Origin of the sequence: Burkholderia arboris (genome assembly GCF_902499125.1) — a bacterium.
Lineage (GTDB): Bacteria > Pseudomonadota > Gammaproteobacteria > Burkholderiales > Burkholderiaceae > Burkholderia > Burkholderia arboris.
This window is the reverse complement of sequence record NZ_CABVPX010000029.1, coordinates 1-17,879: the sequence shown is the minus strand read 5'-3', so window position 1 is coordinate 17,879 and position 17,879 is coordinate 1. Positions and strand designations below refer to the sequence as shown.

Here is a 17,879-nt window from a genome sequence, read left to right as displayed (position 1 = left end):
GCGTCGACGTCGTCGCGCCGCACATCGCGCAGGGCGATCGCGCGACGCGGCGCCGGTACGCCGGCGCAACGCGGATCAGTCGTCGTCGATGCGCTTGTCGATCAGATAACGGCCACGCTCGACGCCCGCGCGCAGCGCTTCGTTCTCGGTCAGCCACTCGGGGCCGGCTGCCGCCGGCGTGACGATCTCGATCGGTGCGCCGCGGACATACACCTGCACCTCGTCGCACCACGCACCGCTTTCGTTGCGCCACGCCCAGACGTGGATCTCGTGGCCGCGATACGGGTCGCGGATCTGTGCGTCCTGTTGATGTTGCATGATGGCCCCCAATGCCCGTCTGCGACGACGAGGCAAAAATGCGCGCTGCTTCGATGTGTCATGCGTCGGTGATGTCGGGCTCGATCGCATCGTGCCGCTGCACGCGCCGCACGATCGCCAGCCCGTCGGCCGTCAGCGCGGGCCGTTGCTCGCCGGATGCGGCGTTGCATTGCATCACGATCAGGTGCTGCTCGACCAGCGCGACAACGTCTTCGCGGTCGATCTGGATCTGTTCCGGCGCGCGATACACCAGGAACAGCACGGCAAGTTCATGGGCAGTGAGCATGCTCGTTTCCCCGTGGACGGCTTCGCGCGAGGCGGCAACATTGCCGCATCGGCGCCCGGCGCAATGCGTGCGCCGACAACGCTTCAAGCACGCATCGATCATGCCGATTCACGCCATGCAGCGACCGTCCGCGCCGCGAGCGCGCGGCGCGATGCGGCACCGAACGGCATCCGGCTGCCCGTGCAAAGTTTTCAACGGCGTGTAACGCCGGATCCGGGCGCGGGTAACACGCCATCGCAAGCGGCGCTTCGGTCAGGACCGGCGCGAGCGGGACAGGCCAGCCTTCACGCTGGCCGCGGCCGCGCGACCGCGCGCGCGGAAGTAGCCGCTGTGCAGCACCACGCCGCCCTGGCCGTCGGCCAGCACGTCCGCGCAGGCGGCCTCGATGCCCGCACGGCCGCGTTCGAACGCGGCGCACAGGTCGGCTTCCAGTGCGGACGGCGCACCGAAATGATCCTCGAGCGCCTCCGCCGTGATCGCGCACGCTTCCGGCACGCCATCGACGTCGACGATGAAGCGCAGTTGCAGCGCCGCGCCGTCGAACTCGGGCGGCGCACGCGTCAGCGTCACGTGGCGGGCGGAACCGGCATGCATACGCTCAACCGCCCTGCGCCGCGAGGCGCTCGACCAGCGCGCCGCTGAACGCGGGCAAGTCGTCCGGTTTGCGGCTCGTGATCAGGTTGCCGTCGCGCACCACCTGCTCGTCGATCCACTTGCCGCCCGCATGACGGATGTCGTCCTGCAGGCTCGGCCAGCTCGTCATCGTGCGGCCCTCGACGAGGCCGGCCGAGACGAGCAGCCAGCCGCCGTGGCAGATCGCGGCGATCGGCTTGCCTGCGCCGACGGCCGCCGTCACGAATTCGCGTGCAGCCGGAAGCATCCGGATCGCGTCGCCGTTGATCACGCCGCCGGGCAGCACGACCGCGTCGTAGTCGCCCTCGCGCGCCTCGTCGAACGTGCGGTCGACCTTCACGCGTGCGCCCTTGTCGACGTGCGTGAACCCCTGGATCTCGCCGCGCTGCTGCGAAATCACGTCGACCTGCGCGCCCTCGGCCACCAGCGCGCGCCGCGGCTCGACCAGCTCGGCCTCCTCGAAACCGTCGAGCGCGAGAATGGCTACCCTGCAATGATCCAGCTTGCCGCTCATGCGCACCTCCATCCAGGTTGTGGCCGCGGCGCAATCCGCATGCCCGCGGCGCGGCGGCCCGCCGCCGCGACTACTGCAGGTGACGCGCGGCGTCGAGCATCGCGTCGGTCAGCTCGATCGTCAGCGTCGGGCTCCCGTCCGCGCAGGACAGCCGGTCCAGCCTGTCCTGCACGGTGTCGTGCAGGATCGCGTGCACACGCATCCGCGCGTTTTCATCGAGCGCCGCGTAGCGCTCCATCGTGTCGCAGTCGAGCACGAGTTCGACGCGATGGAGCGCGATCTCCGGCGGGACCTCCGTCGTCGGTGCCCACGCGGCCTGAAACATGATCCTGCCCGTTGCGACGTCGAGATGGACCATCGTATCGAGATGGACGGCGTCGATCGGGTCGCCGTCCATCTCGTCGGCCTCGTCGCGGTTGAGCCTGATTCTGGAATTCGATTGCATGATGTCCTCCTGCGTGGCGGCGGCCCGTGCGGGAAACCGCGCCGCGCGCATCGCCTGCCGCATCATGGCGCACACAGCGCCGCATCGAGTTCGGCGCGCGTCACATCGAGCGCCACGCTGCATTCGATCACGGCATCCTCGACGCGCGGCTTGTGCTCGTCCACCGCGCGCCGCGCCCGGTCGCAGAGTTGGGTGCGCACACGCAGCCGGTCTTCCGCGCCGAGCGATGCGTAGCGCGTGATCACGTCCGGATCGAAGCGCAGGTCGACCGTGCAGCGCCATTCGCGCGCGTCCTCGTCGGACGGCACGCGCACCCACGACACCTGGATCGTCAGCCGGCCGGACACCGCGTCCGCGTGCACGACAACGGTCGAACGCGACGGAAACCCGTTCGCGAGCGCGTGCTCGAGTTCCGCGACGCGCTGCGACCGGTCGGGCGCGCGGCTCATCGTCGCAAGACGCCCATCAGCAGCGTGACGAGGAAGATCACAACGAAGAGGTAGAACAGGATCTTCGCGATCTCGGCCGCGCCGGCCGCGATGCCGCCGAAGCCGAAGACGGCCGCGACGATCGCGATGATGAAAAAGATGATGGCGTATCGCAACATGGAGCCCTCCTGGATGACGGCCGTCGTCACCAAACGTCGTCGCCGGTCACGCATCGTGCTTGTGCTTCGGTTTGCCGCACACGGGCGTGGAAGCCATTTTTTCGAGCGATTTCTCGCTCATCGATCGGGCCATCGACTTCGCCGATGGCCCGAGGTCCTTCATTTTCGTGTCGCCACGTCTGGCCGGCAGCGCAGCGCCTGCGGCACGTTGCCGGGCCCGGGATGTCGCGGGCATGGTTGCACTCCTGTCGTGGGTGCGCGGGCCGATACGACAAGCCGGCCCCGCGCACGTCCGGTTGGGCAGGCAAGCCGTCACACGACGCCGCGGCGCCGCAGGTCGGCCGGCGGGATCTTCATCGCCTGGCGATACTTCGTCACCGTGCGACGCGCAAGCAAAATGCCACGGCCGGCGAGGTTGTGCGTGAGCGCGACGTCGGACAGCGGATCGGTACGCCGCTCGGCCGCGATCATGTCGCGGATCAGCACCTTCGCGGCCGATGCCGAGCACACGCCCCGGCCGGCCGCCTCGAGCTTGCGCGGGAAGAAGTGCTTGAACTCGAACGTGCCGTGCGGCGTGGCCATGTACTTGTTGCCCGTCGCGCGCGACACGGTCGATTCATGCAGGTCGAGTTCTTCCGCGATGTCGCGCAGCACGAGCGGCTTCATCGCGATCTCGCCGTAGCGGAAGAAGTCGCGCTGCCGCGCGACGATGCATTCGCCGACCCGCTGGATCGTGTCGAAACGCTTCTGCACGTTGCGGATCAGCCAGCGCGCTTCCTGCAACTGCTGGCCAAGCGGCGAATCGCGCTCGCCGCTCGACTGCGCGAACAGCGTCGCGTAGCGCTCGTGCAGGCGCGCACGCGGCAGCACGGCCGGATTGATCGTCACGATCCACTCGTCGCGCACCTGACGCACGATCAAGTCGGGCACCACGTAATCACCGCGCGTGCTGCCGTAATGATTGCCGGGGCGCGGGTCGAGCCCGCGCACCAGCGCACATGCCGCGTGCAGCATCTGCGGGTTGCAGCCGACGCGCCGCTGGATCTCGGCCGTCTCGCGGCGCGCGAGCCGCTCGAGATGTTCGCGTGCGATCGCTTTCGCTTCCGCGAGTGCCGGCGTGTCGGCCGGCATCGCATCGAGCTGCAGCGTCAGGCATTCGGACAACGAACGCGCGGCCATGCCGGGGAGGTCGAGCATCTGCACGAGCCGCAGCGCGACCGCGAGATCCTGCTCCGACAGCAGCAGCGCCGGATCGGCGGCGACCAGCAACTCGGCCAGTTCCTGGCGCAGGTAGCCGTCGTCGTCGAGCGCGTCGATCACGATGCGCGCGGCTTCACGGTCGCGTTTATTCAATGGGTAGAGCCGGAGCGCATCGTGCAGCTGCTGATGCAGCGACGGCTCGGCGGCGATCCATTCGCCGGGCGACAGGCCGCCAGCGTCGTCGCCCTGGCGGCTCGTGCCGCGCGGCGCAGGCGCGGCCGTAAAGGACACCTCGCCGTCCGGCGGGCGGACTTCGTCGGGTTCGGCAGCCGCTTCCGGTGCAGCCGTTTCGGCCGGTTGCTCCGGCGTGCCGGCAGCGGGTTCCTCGTCGCCCTGGCCGTCCTCAAGAAACGGATTCATGTCGAGCGCTTGCCGCAATTCCTGTTGAAATTCGAGCGAGGACAACTGCAGCAGCCGCAGCGACTGCTGAAGCCTCGGCGTGAGTGCCAGATGCTGTCGCATCTGCAGCGCAAGCGAGACGGACATCGAAAGCCTCCTGACGGTTCGGTTCGCAGAATATCGCCTGCAGGATTCATGCAGCTTTCGTGCCAGTCCGGCGAAGCGCATCGGGCCGCGGCTCTCGCGGGTTCATACCCCGTGTCGCCACGGTCGGGAATCGCTTTTTTACAAGCCGGCGGCAAGTTTGGGGCACGTATTTCGCTCGCCGCGCCACGCGCCGTCGTCCGGCCGTTACCGGTTCGCATCGATGCAATCGGCGGCCGAGCGGCCGAGAAACGCCGTCGTCAGGTCCGGCAGATGACGCAGCAGCCACGCAGCCATGTCGCGCTCCTGCTGCAGGAGCCGCTCGCAGCAGGCCACGATCTCGGCCTCGCCGGCCGACTGCGCGGCCGCGACGAGCGCCGTATACGCGGCGATCTCGACCTGCACGAACGCATAGCCGGCCAGCGCGCCCTTCATCACCTCGTCGACCGCCATCATGTTGCTCGCCACCTGCCCGTAGCCGGCGATCCGCGCCGCGGCATCCTTGAGCGCCGACGGCGCCGTGCCGAGCCGCTTCAGGCACGCCTTGACGAGCGTCTGCTGGCCGAGCGTATCGTCGAGATGCAGGCGCAGCCGGTCCTGCAGGTGCGGATAGTGATCGATCCGTTTCAGTTGCGCATGGAGCAGCGTCTCGGCCTGCCGCTCCATCGCGTACGCATCGCGCAGCCAGTCTTCCAGATGTTCGCGCGGGCTTGCCATTGCGTTCCTCCGCCACATTACGGTGCGGCATGCCGTGCGCCGCGATGTGCCGCGCGGCCGACGCCTCGCAACGTGTGTGCCGTGCGCCCGGTCCGGCGCGTTCGGCACTGCAGCGGCGGCGGCGTGCCCGGCAGCGGCGGTGGATCGCCCCGCGCCGTTCGGGCCCGGCGGCGGCACGTCGGCCGGCTCGCCGCCGGCTGCGCCCTGCGGCATCGTGTTGCCCGGCGACCGACGCGCGTCATAGCGCGTATTCGCGTCCGGCATCGTGGTGGCCGACCGCGCGCCGCGACCGCCGGGTGGCGCGGGCGGCGGCGGCGCCGCGCCATAGGTGCCGGTCATCGATTGCGTGCATGCGCGCGGCACGCACGCGGCGGCGAACGCACATACGCCCGCGCGTATCGTCCGGATCGGCGGCATCGGAATCCTCCGTTGCAGCGACGGCTCGGCGCCGGTTGAAATGGAATGCGCCCGTTGCGGTTCGGGGCGATATCGGGTGCTACGGTCGCATGCCGATGATCCGCAAACCGCATGCCGTCCGTGCGCGCCATGCGCACGTGTGCATTGATGTCTCCGCGCGGTCCCGCGCCGCATGCCGTGCCTTTGCTACACCGATCGCTGCAAATCTTGCAAGCGCGCCGCTATGCGTCGTACGCGGCCGTCACGAGCCAAAGATCGCGGCCGTCGTCCTGCACGCATGCCGTAACCCACGCGCGGCGGGACAGCTGCTGCATCAGCCGTCGCGCTTCGTCACGCGCACGATCTTGTCGGCCAGTTCGCGCACGTCGACCGGCTTGCACAGATAGCCGTCGAATCCGGCTTCGAGCGCAAGGCGTTCGTCGGCCAGGCCCGCATGCGCGGTGACGGCCAGCACGCGCATGCCGGACGGCCCGCCATGACCGTTCGCCCCCGCGTGCCGCAATGCATCGAGCAGCCAGAAGCCGTCGCCGTCGGGCATCGCGAGATCGGACAGCACGACCGTCGGCCGCATGTCGGCCGCCACCGCAAGCGCTTCGCGGCCGGTCGATGCGTTCGCGACGGCCGCACCGAACGTCGTCAGCGCGGCGGAGAGGCTCGCGCGTGTCGTCGCATCGTCGTCGACGATCAGGATGCGTTGCGTATCGAGCGTCGGCGGCTCGCGATGACCGTCCGCATGCGCGATCCCCCACGCCATCGCACCGGTCGGCTGCCAGCCCGCCGGCAGTGTCACCGTGAACGTCGCGCCGCGATTGCGGCCCGCGCTCCTGACGGTCACGCTGCCGCCGTGGAGCTCGGCGATATGCCGCACGATCGACAGGCCGAGGCCCAGCCCGCGCCGCGGCGACGCGGGCGAATCGTCCGCGCGGCGGAACATGTCGAACACGTACGGCAGGAACGCGGGCACGATGCCCTGCCCCGTATCGGACACGGTCAACTCCGCCTGCGCGCCGTCACGGGTGAGCGCAACCGTCACGCTGCCGCCGCCGGGCGTGAACTTGAGCGCGTTCGACACGAGGTTCGACAGCATCTGCCGCAACCGCTCGGCATCGCCCGGCACGACGCAGGCGGCCACCTCGCAATCGAACGCGAGCACGATGCCGGCCGACGATGCGGCCGTCTGGAATGCGCCGACCGAATCGGCGAACAGCCGCACGAGATCCACCGGCATCGCGTCGAGCTGCAGCTTGCCGGTCGCGAGCGACGAAGCGTCGAGGATGTCGCCGACCATCCGCGTGAGCGAGCGCGCACTGCGATCGATCGCATCGATCGCCTGCTGCTGCAGCGCATGCTCGCCCGAGTTGCGCAGCACCTCGACCCAGCCGTAGATCACGTTGAGCGGCGTGCGCAGTTCATGCGACACGGTCGCCAGCAGTTCGTCCTTCATGCGGTTCGACGTATCGGCCTGGTCGCGCGCATCGCGCGCGCCCTGCAGCGAACGCTGCACGCGCAGGTCGCGACGGCGCTGCGCGCCGGCTTCGCGCAGGGTCAGCGACAGCACGACGTACGTGCGCGCATCGCCGCGCACCGGCCCCGCCGACACCGTCGCGCGAAAGCGCCGGCCGTCGCGCTTCACGCACAGCAGGTCGATCGGACCGACTGCTTCGCGCATGTCGTCGAACGCCTCGGCAAAGGGTTTGCGCTTCAGCCAGCGCATCGCGACCAGCGATTCGAATGCGCGCCCGCGCGCGTCGCCTTCGTCGTAGCCGAACATGCGCTGCGCCGCCGGGTTCCAGCTGACGATACGGCCGTCGATGTCGATGCCGACGATCGCATCCGGCGACGCGTCGACGACGGCGCGCTGCAACCGCGACGCGTCGGCCCGCGCACGTTCGGCGCCGGCGTTGCGCAGCAGCAGCACGGCGCCGTCGACGTTGCCGTCCGCGTCGCCGAGCGGCGCCGCAACCTCGACGATCGGCACCGGCTCGCCGCCGTCCACCTGCAGCCAGTGGCGATCCGACACGACACCCGCGCCGCCGAGCGCGAGATCGAGCGGCGTTGCGGCCACGCGCCGGCCCTCGCGATCGACGATCCGCAGCACGTCGCGCGCGGCACGGCCCGCCGCGGCTTCAGGCCGGCAGCCGACGAGGGCAGCCGCGGCCGCGTTAATGTAGCTGAGCCGTCCGTTCGTGTCGGTGGCGATCACGCCGTGCGGCAACGCCTGCAGCACGGCTTCGAGCCGCCGACGGGCGAGCGCCTCGCGCCGGTAAGCGGCGTCGTTCGTGAATCGCGCGCGACGCAGCATCGACGCGATCGCGCACGCCAGCGCGCAGACCAGCACGAAGGTGCCGAGCCGCACGAGCCGCTCGGGCAGCGGCTGCGTGTAGGCGGCGGGATCGGACAGGAACAGCGTCCACACGAGCATGCCGCTGACCACGGTCGCGACGATCCCGAACAGGAACGACGTGGCCCACGCGACGCCCGCGAGCAACGGGTAGTACAGGACGAGCGGCAGGTTCACGCCGCCGAAGCGGATCGCGAGCGCCTGCAGCACGGTCGCGATCGCCACCAGCATCACGGCGGTGACGTAGTTGCCGGCGCGTGTCCGCGAAAGATCAATCATCGGTCGCGCTCCTGCCGGCCGGTTCGGTCGGCGGCATCAGGTCTCCGGCTTGTCTGCTTCGTCTTCGAGCTGCGCGAGCCGGTTGTAGATCGTCTTCAGGCTGACGTCGAGCACCTCGGCCGCCTGCGCCTTCACGCCGCCGCATTGCGCGATCGTGCCGAGGATCAGCCGCCGGTCGACCTCCTCGAGCGGCGTGCCGAACGGCACGGTCACGCGATCCTCGTGCGAATCGGCCATGCTCGACAGTTCGTCCATGATCGGCGGCGGCAGCGACTCGATCACGTCGCCGTCGCTGAAGATGCCCGCACGCTGCACGAAGTTGCGCAACTCGCGCACGTTGCCAGGCCACGCATGGGTTTTCAGCGCATCGCGCGCGGCCGGCGCGAACCGCAGGTTCCGGCCGCTTTCTTCGTTGAATTGCTGCAGGAACGCATCGGCGAGCATCGGAATGTCGTCGCCGCGCTCGCGCAACGACGGCAGCGGAATCGGAAACACGTTGATCCGGTGGAACAGGTCGGGCCGCAGCTTGCCGTCCGCCATCGCGGCCTCCGGATCGCGGTTCGTCGCGGCGACGATGCGCACGTCGACGTCGATCTCGCGCGTGGAGCCGAGCCGCGTGAGACGCCCCGTCTCCAGCACGCGCAGCAGCTTGACCTGCGATTCGGGCGGCATCTCGGTGATCTCGTCGAGAAACAGCGTGCCGCCGTCCGCGCGCTCGAAGAAGCCCTTGTGCTGGCGCTCCGCGCCGGTAAAGCTGCCGCGGTCGTGGCCGAACATCTCGCTCTCGACGAGGTTCGCGGCAATGGCGCCGCAGTTCACCGCGAGGAACGGACCGCGGCGGCGCAGGCTCAGGTCGTGCACGGTTTGCGCGGCCAGCTCCTTGCCGGTGCCCGATTCGCCGGTGAGCAATACCGACGCCTCGGTACGCGCGACGCGGCCGATCGCGTCGTAGACGGCCTGCATGGCGGGCGCACTGCCGAGCATGCGGCCGAAGCGGCCGAGGCGCTGCAGTTCCGAGCGCAGCTCGGCGATTTCCTCATGCAGCGCGGTCGTACGCGGCACGCGTGCGAAGATGCTGTTCAACCGCTGCATGTTCAGCGGCTTCACGAGGTAGTCGGTCGCGCCGCGCCGCAATGCGTCGATCGCGGTTTCGAGGCTCGCATGGCCGGTGGTCAGCACCATTTCGCAGTGCGAACGCTTCGGCAACGCATCGAACAGGTCCATCCCGTTGCCGTCCGGCAGCACGAGATCGCATAGCACGAGATCGGGGGTATTCGTCGTGACGAGCGTGCGCGCTTCTTCGAGCGTCGCGGCCGTATCGCACGCGAGCTGCTGCGTGCGCGCCAGCGCCGCGAGCATCGTCCGCGTATCGGCATCGTCTTCGACGATCAGGACATAGGGCATCGTCGCTCCTTGTGAGGCGGCCCGGCGCGTCTGTCGGCCGAGACCGCAGCGGATGACAGCGCGGTCCGGCCGCCGCTTGCGCGACGGCACTTCACGATTGATGCGCTCGTGCGGACTGGCTTTCCTCCCGTGAAAAGCGGTCCTTGTCAGTATAGAAGAGGCATGTCGCGCATTCGCCGATCATCGAATAAATCTATCCATGCGTGCGGTCTGCATTGCCAGATTCAATGCGTCGCGATCGGTAAGAACGTCTTCACCGTCGAGCGGATCATGCGGTGTTTAGCCGGGTGCGATGTCGCGTTTACACGTTTCGTCGCGCTATCAGGTCAAACTTCCCGACTCGACTTTTCGCATCTCGAAATCCGGCCAAGACCGCTTTCGCGCGATTCCGACCGTGCACCCCGTGCATCACATGCGTGCCTGCTGCCCTCGCATGGCTGGACGTTCGTCCGATCATTCTGTAAGCTTCGGCGCCTCGGCAGCCGCTGCGCGGCGCGACGTTTCCCCGTATTTCCTCCGAATTCCCCGAGATTCCTATGTAGCGCTTCGCGAACTACCCATCGTCATCCAGCCTGACCGACAGGGGGTTCGCGTACCCGCTGTGCGGGCCTGCGCATTCGCGCGCCGGCCGCACAGCGCCTTTTCGCTCTCGAGGCCGCCGCTCGTGCAGCCGTCTTCGCCGCGCCCGCCATCGGGCCGCGCGCGGCCGTGCCGTGCGTCACCTTCGCATCGAACCGCGCCCCGGCGGCCGGCAGTTCCGTCATCTGCTTCCTATCGCTATCGCCATCGCCATGCATACCCGCTCCTTACGCGACGAATGGTTTTCCAATCTCCGCGCCGATCTTCTCGCCGGCACGGTCGTTGCGCTCGCACTCATCCCCGAAGCGCTCGCGTTCTCGATCATCGCGGGCGTCGACCCGAAGGTCGGCCTCTATGCGGCGTTCAGCATCGCCGTCGTGTCCGCGATCGCGGGCGGCCGGCCCGGCATGATCTCGGCCGCGACCGGCGCCGTCGCGCTCGTCATCGCCTCGCTCGTGAAGCACCACGGCGTCGAGTACGTGCTCGCCACCGGCATCCTCGCGGGGCTCCTGCAGATCGCCGCCGGCCTGCTGAGGCTCGGCACGCTGATGCGCTTCGTGTCGCGCTCGGTGATCACCGGCTTCGTCAACGCGCTCGCGATCCTGATCTTCCTCGCTCAGCTGCCGCAACTGCACGACGTGCCTTCCTATGTGTACGCGATGGTCGCCGGCGGTCTCGCGATCATTTACCTGCTGCCGCGCGTGACGCGCGCGGTGCCGTCGCCGCTCGTGTGCATCGTCGTGCTGACAGCCATCTCGATGGCCCTGCACCTGAAGCTGCCGACCGTCGGCGACATGGGCGCGTTCCCCGACCGGCTGCCGTCGTTCGCGCTGCCGCACGTGCCGTTCACGCTCGACACGCTGCGCATCATCTTCCCGTATGCCGCGGGCGTCGCCGTGGTCGGCCTGCTCGAATCGCTGATGACGGCCGCGATCGTCGACGACTTCACCGACACGTCGAGCGACAAGAACCGCGAATGCCGCGGCCAGGGCGTCGCGAACATCGCAGCCGGCCTGCTCGGCGGGATGCCCGGCTGCGCGATGATCGGGCAGACCGTCATCAACATCAAGTCGGGCGGGCGCGGCCGGTTGTCGACGTTCGTCGCCGGCGCGTTCCTGCTCGTGCTCGTGGTATTCCTCGGCCCGTGGGTGCGGCAGATTCCGATGGCCGCGCTCGTCGCGGTGATGATCATGGTGTCGATCAGCACGTTCAGCTGGCGCTCGCTCGCGAACCTGCGCACGCATCCGGCAAGCTCGTCGTTCGTGATGGTGGCGACCGTTGCCGTCGTGGTCGCGACCGGCAACCTCGCGATCGGGGTCGGGATCGGCGTGCTGCTGAGCGCGCTGTTCTTCGCGTCGAAGGTGCAGCGCGTGCTGCGCGTCGAATCGGCGCTCGACGATGCGCGCGGCGCGCGCCGCTATGTCGTGCGCGGGCAGGTGTTCTTCGCGTCGTCGGAAGCGTTCGTGTCGGCGTTCGACTTCAAGGAACCGGTGAAGCACGTGCGGCTCGACCTGTCGCACGCGCACTTCTGGGACATCACCGCGATCGACGCGCTCGACCGGATCGTCCACAAGTTCCGGCGCAACGGAATCGACGTCGAGGTCGGCGGCCTGAATCGTGCGAGCGCGACGATGATCGACAAGTACGCGACACACGACAAGGCCGGCGCGCAACCGGAGGCGGCCGCGCACTGAACCTGCGACCGCGGCCGGCGCGGCGCGTCAGTCGCTCGCCGGGCGGTTGCCGCCGCCGCGCGCGTTCGAGATCGCTTCGACCAGCTTCAGTTCGTCGTCGATCGACAGCGTCGTGTCGAGCACGTCGCCGCCGAACGGCGCGAGCGCCGCGCTCAGCGCGTAAATGTCGAGCTGCGTCGCGTCGAGTCCGAGCGATACGGTGCCGGGGCGCGCCTTGCGCGCGACGCGATCGGTCAGCGCGTCGTCCACCGGCCGCGCGCGCCATGCGTCGAGCGACGATCCGAGGTGCGCGACCACGCTGTCGAGCAGCGATCCGGACGACACGCGACCGGAATCGACCGAATGCGTGCGCAACTGTCCGTCGCTCGCACACTCGACGATCACGACCGCCGCCAGCGCGACGACGTGCCGGTCGCGCAACGTGCCCAGTTCGGCCAGCGCACGATGGGCGGCCGGCAGATCGGGGTAAGACAACGCAATCAGCGTATTCATCGACCACTCCATGCAATCGAATGACCGGATGCCGGCACGCCGCACTCAATGCGACAGCCCGAACGCGGCCTTCAGGCTCGCGACGATCATCTGCATCGCGATCGCCGCGAGAATCATCCCCATCAGGCGCTGCGTGACCGCCGTCACGCGCGGCGACAGGTAATGGCCGATCAGCGGCGCCGACAGCAGCGAGACGGCCAGCAGCACGAGAAACGCGGCCAGCCCGAGCGCAAACGCGAATGCCTGCCCGGTCGAGAACGCGTTGTGCCCGAGCACGATCATCGTCGCGATCGTGCCGGGGCCGACCAGCAACGGGATCGTCAGCGGATAGATCGCGACGCTCTCGGCCGCGGCCGGATCCGCGCCTTCGTCCGCACCCGGCGCATGCTGGCGGCTCGGCGAGCCATGCAGCATCGACAGCGCGATCAGCAGCACCAGCAGCCCGCCCGCGAGACGAAAATCGTCGATCTTCAGGCCGAACACGTGCAGGATCGCACCGCCCGCGACGGCCGACACGATGCAGCCGATCGTCACGCCGATCGCGGCCGTCACCGCGACCTTGCGGCGCACGCCGTCCGCCGCGCCCTCGGTCAGCGACAGGAACACCGGGATGTTCGCGATCGGATTCATGATCGCGAACAGCGCCGCAAACACCTTGATGGAAAAAGTCAGGTCGAAGCCCACAGGGTCGCTCCCGTATCGTGTGGCAAGCCGAGGATGGATCCGGGCGGGTTTCCGGTGCGCGGCGCGCGCCGGGCTGATACGATCGACGCACCGCGTTCACGCACGACGGAGGCCTCCCCAATGCAAGCCACCGATACCTTCATGGATCACGAGATTCGCGTCGAAGCGACGCGCAACGCAAACGGCGCGTGGGTCGCGCAGGTGCGGATCTTCCGCGACGGCGCGCCGGTCGACCTGCCCGCGCCCGAACTCGTCACGCCCGAATGGCTCACGTGCGACGAAGCGCTGCGCGGCGGCATCGACCAGGGGCGCGTGATCGTCAGGACGCGCGACCGTTAGCGGCACCCGGTTCATCGGCGAAGCGGCGGCCGGCATCGCACGACGCGCGTCACGCGTCGAAATCGAGGTCGCCGATCAGGATCTCGCGGTCGCGCTGGGTCCGTGAGCTGAAATCGACCGGCAACTCCATCTGCCAGCGCTCGATCGTCACCGGCAGCGCCGCGAGATAGCGGTCGAAGCGGCTGCGGTCGGGATCGGCCAGCAGCTCGGCGATCGCGTCGTCGCGCCACGCGAGCCGCGCATTCAGCCGGTTCGGCAGACCGGCCGTCGACGTGAGGCCGGCGACCTCGACGCAGGTCGGGCTGCCTTGCCCATCGTGCGGCACGACGTCGACCTTCACGTCGCCGGGCCGATACAGGCCGAGCAGGCGCGTGGCGATGCGCGGCGCGAACTCGGTTTCGAAACGTGCACGGACGTCGGGATTCATCTTGCCTCCACTCCAGGTTCGGATCGTGTCGTCATGCCGCTGTCACGCGGCTGCAATCTGCCGCTCGAATGCGGCTTCCACTTTCAGGCTGTCGAGATCGCGGCCGATCGTCACGACCGCAAGCCGCGCGTTGCCGCGCCAGTACGCGATCGAGCAGTCGTGCGCGCCGAGATCGCCATCGATCTCGACGCGATCCCATTGCTCGGCGTGCCCGACATAGTTGATCGTCAGGTCGTAATGCTGGCTCCAGAAAAACGGCACCGCCTCGAACGGGCGCTGCTGGCCGAGCATGTTGCGCGCCGCGACGATGCCCTGCCGCTCGGCGACGACCCAGTGCTCGACGCGAATCCGCTCACCCGTGAGCGGATCGGGCCAGCGCGCGATGTCGCCGGCCGCATAGATGCCGGGCGCACTCGTCTGAAGGAAGCGGTCGACCGTCACGCCGCGCTCGACGGCCAGCCCCGCATCCTGCGCGAGCTCGACGTTCGGATGCACGCCGATGCCGACCACCACGACATCGGCCGGCAGCACGTCGCCGGTCGACAGCGTCACGCTGTCCGGCCCGATCTGCGCGGGCGTCGCGCCGAGATGGAACACGACGCCGTGCGCCTCGTGCAGCGCCTTGATCGTGTCGCCGAGCGCATCGCCGAGCACGCGTGCCATCGGACGCGCATCGGGCGCGACGACCTGCACGTCGAGCCCGCGCGTGCGCAACGCGGCGGCCGCTTCGAGCCCGATGAAACTCGCGCCGACCACCACGCAGCGGCGCGCCGTTTTCAGCCTGGCGATCAGCGCATCGCAATCGGCGCGCGAACGCAGCACGCACACGTGCGGCAGGTCGGCACCGGGCACGCTCAGGCGGTTCGGCTCCGCGCCCGTGGCGAGCAGCAGCGCGCCGTAGCCGACGCGGCTGCCGTCGGCCAGCTCGACCGCCTGCTGCGCGGAATCGATCCGCACGACGCGTGCGCCGCACCGCACGTCGATCCGCTGATCGGTATAGAACGACGGCGCACGCAGCGGCAACCAGTCCGCGTCGGCCGTACCCGCGAGGTAATCCTTCGACAGATTCGGCCGGTCGTAAGGCGGATCGGCATCGGCGCTCAGCAGCGTGACGGGATGCGGATAGCCTTCCTGCCGTAGCGTCACGGCCGCGGCGATCGCGGCGGCGCCGCCGCCGACGATCACGACCGACGCCGGCAGCCCGGCCGCGTCCAGCACCGGCGGCACGGCCGCCGGCCGCGCATCGAGCACGACGGCGCGGCCGTCGCGGCGCTCGACGCGCCAGCACGGCAGCCCGTCGAGCGCAGGCGCGCGCTGCATCTCGCCCGTGCGCAGGCAGAATGCCGCGTGATGCCACGGGCAGCGGATCGTGTCGCCGACCAGCAGGCCGTTGGCCAGCGGCGCACCGTAGTGCGTGCAATTCGCACCCACGGCGAACAATTCGTCGGCGCGCCGCACGAGCAGCACCGCGGCATCGCCGACATGGCCCTCGATCATCGCGCCGTCGGCGATCTCGTCGAGCGCGATGCCTGCCGCGAGATCAGGGCGTGAAGACGAAGCGTCGCTTGCAGTCATGACGTGGCTCCCGGAAAGTCAGGTAACGATCCCATTATCGACATCCCGCCTGAAAAGAACAGGTACAGACGCCCCGCAGCGCACGCAAACACGGACTGTAGCTTGCATGCGATCCATGACGGGCGTAGAACGTCATCAACGCTGCGGCGCAACACGCCGGCCGCCTGCGGAGCACGTCGCGCCTCCTGCGCAATCCGCGTGCCGCCTTCCCCCTGTCGCGAGGAGTGCTACCCGATGGCCACCGTCCTGTGCGTGCTTTACCCCGATCCTGTCGACGGCTATCCGCCGCGCTACGTGCGCGATGCGATTCCGGTCATCACGCGCTACGCGGACGGCCAAACCGCGCCGACGCCGGACGGCCCGCCCGGTTTCCGGCCCGGCGAACTCGTCGGCTCGGTGTCCGGCGCGCTCGGGTTGCGCGGCTATATGGAAGCGCATGGTCACACGCTGATCGTCACGAGCGACAAGGACGGCCCCGGCTCCGAATTCGAGCGCCGGCTACCCGAAGCGGACGTGGTGATCTCGCAGCCGTTCTGGCCCGCGTATCTGACGGCCGAACGGATCGCCCGCGCGCCGAAGCTGAAGCTCGCGCTGACGGCCGGCATCGGCTCCGATCACGTCGATCTCGACGCCGCCGCGCGTGCGCACATCACCGTCGCCGAAGTCACCGGGTCGAACAGCATCAGCGTGGCCGAGCACGTGGTGATGACGACGCTCGCGCTGGTGCGCAACTACCTGCCGTCGCATGCGATCGCGCAGCAAGGCGGCTGGAACATCGCCGATTGCGTGGCGCGCAGCTATGACGTCGAAGGCATGCATTTCGGCACGGTCGGCGCGGGGCGCATCGGGCTCGCCGTGCTGCGCCGGCTGAAGCCGTTCGGCCTGCACCTGCACTACACGCAGCGCCACCGGCTCGATGCGTCGGTCGAACAGGAACTCGGGCTCACGTATCACGCCGATGCCGCGGCGCTCGCGAGCGCCGTCGACATCGTCAACCTGCAGATCCCGCTGTATCCGTCGACCGAGCGCCTGTTCGACGCGGCGATGATCGCGCGAATGAAGCGCGGCGCGTACCTGATCAACACCGCGCGTGCGAAGCTGGTCGATCGCGACGCGGTCGTGAATGCCGTCACGTCCGGCCATCTCGCGGGCTACGGCGGCGACGTCTGGTTTCCGCAGCCGGCGCCGGCCGATCATCCGTGGCGCACGATGCCGTTCAACGGCATGACGCCGCACATCTCCGGCACGTCGCTGTCCGCGCAGGCGCGCTACGCGGCCGGCACGCTGGAGATCCTGCAATGCTGGTTCGACGGCAAGCCGATCCGCAACGAATACCTGATCGTCGACGGCGGCACGCTCGCGGGCACCGGCGCGCAGTCGTACCGGCTGACGTAACGCCGCGCGCGACGCGCGGCGGTACGTTCAGTCGGCGCAGTATGCGGCGAGCTTGCCGACGGTCACGACCGCCTGCTCGATCTCCGGCGACCACGGGCTGCTGTAGTTCAGGCGGATGAAATTCCGGTAGCTGTCCGCGATCGAGAACATGTAGCCGGGACCGATCGTGATGCCCTGCTCCAGCGCGAGCTGGTACAGCCGCATCGCATCGACCTGCACGGGCAGCTCGATCCACAGCACGTACCCGCCCGCCGGACTCGAGATGCGCGTGCCTTCCGGGAAGAACCGCGACACCATCGTCCGCATCAGGTTCGACTGCTGCGCGTACGCCTTGCGAATCCGCCGCAGGTGATGTTCGTAGCCATCGCGCTCGAGAAACTCCGCGATCGCGAGTTGCGGCAGCGACGGCGTCGCCAGCGTGTTCAGGAATTTCAGCTTCTCGACCTGTTCGCGATAGCGGCCCGGCAACGCCCAGCCGATCCGGTACGCGGCCGTCAGGCTCTTCGAGAACGAAGCGCAATGCAGCACGATGTCATGGCGGTCGAACGACTTCAGCGTGCTCGGATGGGTGTTGCCGAAGTACAGTTCGTTGTACACGCCATTCTCGATGACCGGCAGGTCGGCTTTCGCGGCGAACGCCACCAGCTCGCGCTTGCGCTCGTCGGGCATCTGGAAGCCGAGCGGGTTCTGGAAGTTCGGCATCACCATGCACGCGGCGATCGGCTGCGACTTCGCGATCGCGGCCAGCGCCGCGATGTCGATCCCGTACTCCGGATGCGTCGCGACCTCGATCGCCTTCATCCCCATCCGCTCGATCGCGTGCAGCATCGCGTAGAACGTCGGCGATTCCACCGCGATCGTGTCCCCCGGCTTCGCCACCGCCTGCAGGCACAGGTTGATCGCCTCCGTCGCGCCGACCGTCACGATGATCTCGTTCGGATCCACCGACATCCCGTTTTCCAGGTAGCGGCGCGCGATCTGCCGGATCAG

At 68.8% G+C, this 17,879-nt stretch carries 20 protein-coding genes and 1 pseudogene; 3 read left to right on the top strand and 18 right to left on the bottom strand.

Annotated elements, in window-relative coordinates:
* Nucleotides 1-75: 75 nt before the first annotated feature.
* The 13 genes and pseudogenes from BLA15945_RS28415 to BLA15945_RS28360 form a co-directional block, all read right to left on the bottom strand.
* Nucleotides 76-318, bottom strand: a complete 243-nt coding sequence (locus tag BLA15945_RS28415) for a DUF6566 family protein (protein ID WP_059241959.1) — start codon at nt 316-318, stop codon at nt 76-78.
* Between the two features lie 58 nt (nt 319-376).
* A complete protein-coding gene (locus tag BLA15945_RS28410; RefSeq protein WP_059242488.1) occupies nt 377-604 on the bottom strand; it encodes a hypothetical protein in 228 nt (75 codons plus the stop codon).
* Between the two features lie 252 nt (nt 605-856).
* Entirely contained in the window at nt 857-1,198 is a 342-nt protein-coding gene (locus BLA15945_RS28405; protein WP_174993933.1) for a DUF1488 family protein, read from the bottom strand.
* Nucleotides 1,199-1,202: 4 nt separating this feature from the next.
* Nucleotides 1,203-1,751, bottom strand: coding sequence for a type 1 glutamine amidotransferase domain-containing protein (locus BLA15945_RS28400; RefSeq protein WP_059242490.1), 549 nt, complete (start codon nt 1,749-1,751; stop codon nt 1,203-1,205).
* 70 nt (nt 1,752-1,821) lie between these two features.
* On the bottom strand, nt 1,822-2,196 hold the full coding sequence (locus BLA15945_RS28395) for a hypothetical protein (protein ID WP_174993932.1): 375 nt from the start codon (nt 2,194-2,196) through the stop codon (nt 1,822-1,824).
* A 62-nt stretch (nt 2,197-2,258) separates the two neighbouring features.
* Complete coding sequence (locus BLA15945_RS28390; protein ID WP_174993931.1) at nt 2,259-2,645, bottom strand: DUF3022 domain-containing protein; 387 nt, start codon at nt 2,643-2,645, stop codon at nt 2,259-2,261.
* Nucleotides 2,642-2,803, bottom strand: coding sequence for a DUF1328 family protein (locus BLA15945_RS28385; protein ID WP_081052124.1), 162 nt, complete (start codon nt 2,801-2,803; stop codon nt 2,642-2,644). The genes BLA15945_RS28390 and BLA15945_RS28385 overlap by 4 nt, the downstream gene beginning before the upstream one ends.
* Nucleotides 2,804-2,849: 46 nt before the next feature.
* Nucleotides 2,850-3,038 (bottom strand): DUF3008 family protein, encoded by a 189-nt coding sequence (locus BLA15945_RS28380; protein WP_174993930.1) that lies wholly within the window; start codon nt 3,036-3,038, stop codon nt 2,850-2,852.
* 77 nt (nt 3,039-3,115) lie between these two features.
* Nucleotides 3,116-4,549, bottom strand: a complete 1,434-nt coding sequence (rpoN, locus tag BLA15945_RS28375) for an RNA polymerase factor sigma-54 (protein ID WP_059241965.1) — start codon at nt 4,547-4,549, stop codon at nt 3,116-3,118.
* A 204-nt stretch (nt 4,550-4,753) separates the two neighbouring features.
* Nucleotides 4,754-5,263: a ferritin-like domain-containing protein gene (locus BLA15945_RS28370; RefSeq protein ID WP_059242494.1), complete on the bottom strand. Its 510-nt coding sequence runs from the start codon at nt 5,261-5,263 to the stop codon at nt 4,754-4,756.
* Nucleotides 5,264-5,370: 107 nt separating this feature from the next.
* A pseudogene (locus BLA15945_RS37755) lies at nt 5,371-5,680 on the bottom strand (hypothetical protein); the annotation flags it as partial.
* A gap of 313 nt (nt 5,681-5,993) precedes the next feature.
* Nucleotides 5,994-8,300: an ATP-binding protein gene (locus BLA15945_RS28365; protein WP_174993929.1), complete on the bottom strand. Its 2,307-nt coding sequence runs from the start codon at nt 8,298-8,300 to the stop codon at nt 5,994-5,996.
* A gap of 36 nt (nt 8,301-8,336) precedes the next feature.
* Nucleotides 8,337-9,704 carry a sigma-54-dependent transcriptional regulator gene (locus BLA15945_RS28360; protein WP_174993928.1) on the bottom strand — a complete coding sequence of 456 codons (1,368 nt, stop codon included), beginning with the start codon at nt 9,702-9,704 and terminating at the stop codon, nt 8,337-8,339.
* Nucleotides 9,705-10,495: 791 nt separating this feature from the next.
* Here BLA15945_RS28360 and BLA15945_RS28355 point away from each other — a divergent pair.
* Nucleotides 10,496-11,977 carry a SulP family inorganic anion transporter gene (locus tag BLA15945_RS28355; protein ID WP_174993927.1) on the top strand — a complete coding sequence of 494 codons (1,482 nt, stop codon included), beginning with the start codon at nt 10,496-10,498 and terminating at the stop codon, nt 11,975-11,977.
* 27 nt (nt 11,978-12,004) lie between these two features.
* On the opposite strand, the gene BLA15945_RS28350 is transcribed toward BLA15945_RS28355, so the two are convergent.
* Complete coding sequence (locus BLA15945_RS28350; protein ID WP_174993926.1) at nt 12,005-12,469, bottom strand: DUF1269 domain-containing protein; 465 nt, start codon at nt 12,467-12,469, stop codon at nt 12,005-12,007.
* Nucleotides 12,470-12,514: 45 nt separating this feature from the next.
* Entirely contained in the window at nt 12,515-13,153 is a 639-nt protein-coding gene (locus BLA15945_RS28345; protein ID WP_174993925.1) for a MarC family protein, read from the bottom strand.
* A gap of 120 nt (nt 13,154-13,273) precedes the next feature.
* Here BLA15945_RS28345 and BLA15945_RS28340 point away from each other — a divergent pair, with 120 nt between their 5' ends.
* The gene (locus BLA15945_RS28340; protein ID WP_059241973.1) at nt 13,274-13,492 is read left to right on the top strand and encodes a DUF6566 family protein; all 219 of its coding nucleotides are present in this window, start codon (nt 13,274-13,276) and stop codon (nt 13,490-13,492) included.
* Nucleotides 13,493-13,541: 49 nt separating this feature from the next.
* Here the strand turns inward: BLA15945_RS28340 and BLA15945_RS28335 are convergent, their stop codons facing one another.
* Both BLA15945_RS28335 and BLA15945_RS28330 read right to left on the bottom strand, forming a co-directional pair.
* Nucleotides 13,542-13,919 (bottom strand): DUF5594 family protein, encoded by a 378-nt coding sequence (locus BLA15945_RS28335; RefSeq protein ID WP_174993924.1) that lies wholly within the window; start codon nt 13,917-13,919, stop codon nt 13,542-13,544.
* Nucleotides 13,920-13,961: 42 nt separating this feature from the next.
* A complete protein-coding gene (locus BLA15945_RS28330; protein ID WP_174993923.1) occupies nt 13,962-15,494 on the bottom strand; it encodes an FAD-dependent oxidoreductase in 1,533 nt (510 codons plus the stop codon).
* A gap of 234 nt (nt 15,495-15,728) precedes the next feature.
* On the opposite strand from BLA15945_RS28330, the gene BLA15945_RS28325 reads away from it, so the two are divergent.
* A complete protein-coding gene (locus tag BLA15945_RS28325) occupies nt 15,729-16,889 on the top strand; it encodes an NAD-dependent formate dehydrogenase (protein ID WP_174993922.1) in 1,161 nt (386 codons plus the stop codon).
* Nucleotides 16,890-16,916: 27 nt separating this feature from the next.
* Here BLA15945_RS28325 and BLA15945_RS28320 read toward each other — a convergent pair.
* Nucleotides 16,917-17,879 (bottom strand): aminotransferase-like domain-containing protein (locus BLA15945_RS28320; RefSeq protein WP_174993921.1); only part of this gene is annotated, 963 nt, incomplete at its 5' end.